The sequence below is a fragment of the Blastopirellula marina DSM 3645 genome (assembly GCF_000153105.1).
Lineage (GTDB): Bacteria > Planctomycetota > Planctomycetia > Pirellulales > Pirellulaceae > Blastopirellula > Blastopirellula marina.
Map to the genome: position 1 here is coordinate 1,392,467 of NZ_CH672376.1, position 2,929 is coordinate 1,395,395.

General features: G+C 54.9%; 3 protein-coding genes. 2 read left to right on the plus strand and 1 reads right to left on the minus strand.

What is annotated here, in order from left to right; translation table 11 throughout:
- Nucleotides 1-678: 678 nt before the first annotated feature.
- Nucleotides 679-864, minus strand: a complete 186-nt coding sequence (locus DSM3645_RS29840; protein WP_085970159.1) for a hypothetical protein — start codon at nt 862-864, stop codon at nt 679-681.
- 228 nt (nt 865-1,092) lie between these two features.
- Between DSM3645_RS29840 and DSM3645_RS07420 the strand changes: the two genes are divergently transcribed.
- Together DSM3645_RS07420 and DSM3645_RS29330 are read left to right on the plus strand one after the other, a co-directional pair.
- A complete protein-coding gene (locus DSM3645_RS07420) occupies nt 1,093-2,253 on the plus strand; it encodes a hypothetical protein (protein ID WP_002651479.1) in 1,161 nt (386 codons plus the stop codon).
- A 323-nt stretch (nt 2,254-2,576) separates the two neighbouring features.
- A complete protein-coding gene (locus tag DSM3645_RS29330) occupies nt 2,577-2,867 on the plus strand; it encodes an SRPBCC domain-containing protein (RefSeq protein WP_261339709.1) in 291 nt (96 codons plus the stop codon).
- Nucleotides 2,868-2,929 lie beyond the last annotated feature (62 nt).

The window sequence follows — 2,929 nt, forward strand, 5'->3', positions numbered from 1 at the left end:
AGGATTGTGTTGGCGCTGGCATGTCTATGTTCCTAGGAGTGTCGTTCTTTGGCGGGTCTTGTCTATTTGCAGGTCTTGCCCGAACCTCAACCTTCAATATTTCTCGTAGAGAACTCATCAAGTTGAGATGACGTGTTCTCTGGCGACATACTAAAGACTGCGCTTGTTATTGCAAGCTGAAAATTGATCAAGGATCGCAAATCGTTCACTTATTATCGCAGTAACTTAAGAGCTTAGCGACTCTGTATTTCGGCGTGAACATCGCCAGCGTGTTATTGTTTTTCCGAGAGTTCCTTGCATTAAAACGTTATTTACAGATTCTTGGCCTAGGGCACGCTTCAAAGGTGATTTATTCGCCTAAGCCGCCGCCAACGCATTCTCGACCTCGCTTCGTCGCAAGCTCTTTGCGAGGCGTGACCGTTTTCATCGAACCAATTCGTAGTCAAATTCCGGCGCGATCAACATTTCGTATGGCAAGCAGATTTGACGTCGCATTCTCGAGTGACCATTCCTTACTCGCTCACGCGTGAGAGGAGCAGCCGGAGATCGGCAATCATCGACCGGTAGAACTACCGACTCGCGAAACCTGTCGGGTAGTTCACCAGGGGTTTGCGGATAGCTCGCTTGCTGCTGGCCAACACGTTTTTGTACTCTCGTGGCGGGCGACCTGGCGTGAAGCTACGGCGATCGCACGACAAGACGCCCAGCCCTGCGGTTGGATCTGTCGTAAAAATCACGTAGCAGTTGTTGCTGGCCGACCACATTGGCTTCGAAGGTGAAAGTTTGACGCGTTCCCGTGATGGCCACGTCCCATTCGGATTTTGAAACGTCGACACCCACATAGATTTTGGTAATATCAGACATGTGCGAGGCCCTGCCTTGTGATACGAGCTGGCGTTACTGCGCCGCTCTGGCGACTGTTCGGATTTCAGCACGAAAAAGCGGCCGGCGATCCAGCTACATGACGGTCTTAGGACCAAGGGTGGTTGGAGCAAGCCGAGTCTCGACAACCATCTTCCAACCCCAACGCCGGCTTGCACAAGCGTCCAATCCTCAACATTGCAGAACAGGTTTTGCCCAAAGAAACTTGAGATGCCGATATTGTCCCCAGACCAACCCCGTTTTGATTTCGGCGTCGGTGAAGACGCTAGCGTCATTACGATCGCGGACGCTGATCGGCAAGCGGATCTCATCACTTTGCAAGACCGAGTCGCTGCGGCGAAGCAAGGCAGCGCCCTATTGATCCACTTGCCCGACGATGGGGGCATCGCGGGCCGATTGGTATTGGGCGAACTGACCGAGGAAGAATCAACGAGCTGGATCGCCAAGGGGACTCGATCCGTCGAACTGAAAACGGGGAAACTGGTCGTCGACGCGGGAGGATTCTTTGGTCAGCAGATCTCGCCAGAGTCGACAGAATCGCCCGATTTCCTCCTCGTCGACGTTCCGCCTGGTTCGTATCAACTCACCACGTACGTCTTTCTCAGCTCGGATATTGCGACCGATCTATTTCGCCGCCGCAAGCTATCGTATCTCGATTGGCGCCGCAAATCGTTCCCGAATCAGACGATTCCCCAGTGGCTGGTCGATCTGGCGGAAGATCGTGACAACGACTTTGAAGAGGAACGAATCGAACAACTCCAGGACGACGAAGTCGATACCGAAGCGGACGATGCGTTTGTTGAAGTCCTAATCCAACTCCAACGGGCCGCAGTGACCAAAGAAGAGACGGAAATCGCAAGTTCGGGCAAACTGAAATGGGAAAAGCGACAACCAGAGGCCTTTCCACAACCTGTTTCAACCGCCGTCGCCGCCGGCCTGCGAGGATCTTTTTCGAAAGCAAAATTGGTCGCTCAAGCATTTCATCGAGAAGATTTTGCGGCGGCGAGTCAGGTCTTCGTCGAAGCAATGCGAACCGACGTCGCCGCGTTCCTCGCCAAACAGCATGCCCTCATCTCTCAGAAGATGACGATCCCCAACCGGATTCGCCGCAATGAGTCGCGACGCAAACAAGCCGACTGGGACGCCCTCCATTCTGACCCCCAGACCGTGGTCCATCCTCTAACGCTTCGCCGCCAACCCTACCAAGGCGTTCAAGTCGCTTCGCTGGTCGACACGAGCCATCGCGGCCAGTGGGTCTATATTTCATTCGAACTCGCGTTCGTCAAAACGAAGCTCGGCCTGCAAGCCGCAGGCATGTCGGTCAGTTGGAACGCTCCCGTCGCGCCCAAGTCACGCAAGCGGCGGCGGTGACGCATTGATATTGATGCAGAGCAGCAGCCCGTTCTGGGCTTGCGTCACCTATCTTATCGGCCATGAACGACGACACTAACCCAACGATTCAAAGCGATTGATTCGCTCCGACGGCAAGGACAATTGCAGCAGTCGCATCCAGAGATCGCGGCGCGAAAGGCGGACCTTTGGGAGATCCCGTCTGCCGACGAGACCGTCAACGGACTGATCGCCGCACGGAACGATACCGCTAAGAACGCCTATTTGCGAAGGACGAATGTCGAACGATAAAGGTACATGACGTCAACACGATTCCGGCCGATCGGCGAATCGAAACGAGCCGGCTGGTCCCCTACTCTGCTACACAAGTCTTACAAGCGTTTCGCGACATATCATCCCTGGCGCGGTGGTGGGGACCAAACGGTTTTACCACCACGTTTCACGAGTTCGACTTCCAGCCTGGCGGGGATTGGAAGTTCTTCATGCACGCTCCGGACGGGACAGACTATCCGAACGAAAGCCGCTTCGTCGAAATCATCGAGCCGACGCGGATCGTGTTTGATCACCTGGCGGCGCCAATCTTTCAAACGATTCAGGCGCTCGCACCGGTCGAGGAAGGCGGCCTGCTCGATTGACGCATGGTCTTTGAAGACGCCAAGACTCGCGCACATGCCCTCGATTATGCCGGAGAGGGACT

Coding starts and splice junctions, on each gene's coding strand:
- DSM3645_RS29840 (WP_085970159.1), bottom strand. CDS start 864: ATGTCTGATATTACCAAAATCTATGTGGGTGTCGACGTTTCAAAATCC.
- DSM3645_RS07420 (WP_002651479.1), top strand. CDS start 1,093: ATGCCGATATTGTCCCCAGACCAACCCCGTTTTGATTTCGGCGTCGGT.